2 protein-coding genes are annotated in these 939 nt (G+C 68.2%); both read right to left on the bottom strand.

The features are described from left to right. The coding region (locus ACA361_RS42280; protein ID WP_375020795.1) for an IS3 family transposase at positions 1–564 on the bottom strand (564 nt) is incomplete at its 3' end. Next, the gene (locus ACA361_RS42275) at positions 564–866 is read right to left on the bottom strand and encodes a transposase (RefSeq protein WP_375020794.1); all 303 of its coding nucleotides are present in this window, start codon (positions 864–866) and stop codon (positions 564–566) included. The genes ACA361_RS42280 and ACA361_RS42275, both read right to left, overlap by 1 nt. Positions 867–939 lie beyond the last annotated feature (73 nt).

Below are 939 nucleotides of genomic sequence, written 5' to 3'. Positions count from 1 at the left end.
TTGCACGCCGTGATCGGAATGTATCAGCGTGCCAGGCGGCGGCTGCCGGTTCTGTATGGCCATCCCGAGAGCGTTGGTGACCAGGGTGGCGGTCTGCGCCGAGTCGATTGACCAGCCCACCACCTTGCGGGAGAACGCGTCCAGGACCACGCAGCAGTACACCTTGCCCTCGCGGGTGGGATGCTCGGTGATATCGGTAACCCACAGCTGATCAGGGGCGCTGCGCTGGAACCGGCGATCGACCAGGTCGGCGGCGGTGGGTGTCTGATGCATCGGGCGGCGCCGCCGGGAACCGGGCAGGCCCTTGAGCCCTGCGCGGCGCATCAGCATCTCCACCGCTCCGTGCCCGACCGCGATGCCCAGCCCAAGGGTGAGCTCGGCGTGCACACGGCGGCCGCCGTAGGTGCCGCGGGAGTCGGTGTGCAGCCGGCGGATCTGCTCGGTCAGCCAGGCGTGCCGGATCGCCCGCGCTGAGGGTGGCCGCTTGCGCCACATGTGGAACCCCGATTCGGAGACGTTCAGCACGCGGCAGCACACCGTGATGGGCAGCCCTTCGGCGACCATCACCTCGATGGCCTCGAAGCGCCTTTTGGGGGCACCGCCTCTCTTACCAGCTCGACGGCCCGCCGGATGACGGCGAGCTCGGTCTCCAGCTCGGCGATGCGGCGCCGGGCGGCGACCAGTTCGGCCTGGTCGGCCGAGGTCAGCCCTGGTTCCAGCCCGGAGTCGATCCGATCTTGGCGCAGCCACACGTAGATGGTCTGGCTCGGCATGTGCAGGTCTTCGGCCACCTGCCGCACCGGCCGTCCGGCCTTGACCAGATCCAGCACCTTGCGGCGGAACTCGGGAGGATAGCTCCTGGGCATCCTGTGCCTCTCTTCATGATCGAAGACACGAGGATTCCAGTAACAGGACGCCACCAAAGCCGGGGCACATCAC

The organism is Actinomadura sp. 21ATH (genome assembly GCF_041951345.1).
Taxonomy (GTDB): domain Bacteria; phylum Actinomycetota; class Actinomycetes; order Streptosporangiales; family Streptosporangiaceae; genus Spirillospora.
Note: the sequence above shows the minus strand (reverse complement) of the source record. Positions and strands in the feature narration are given on the sequence as shown.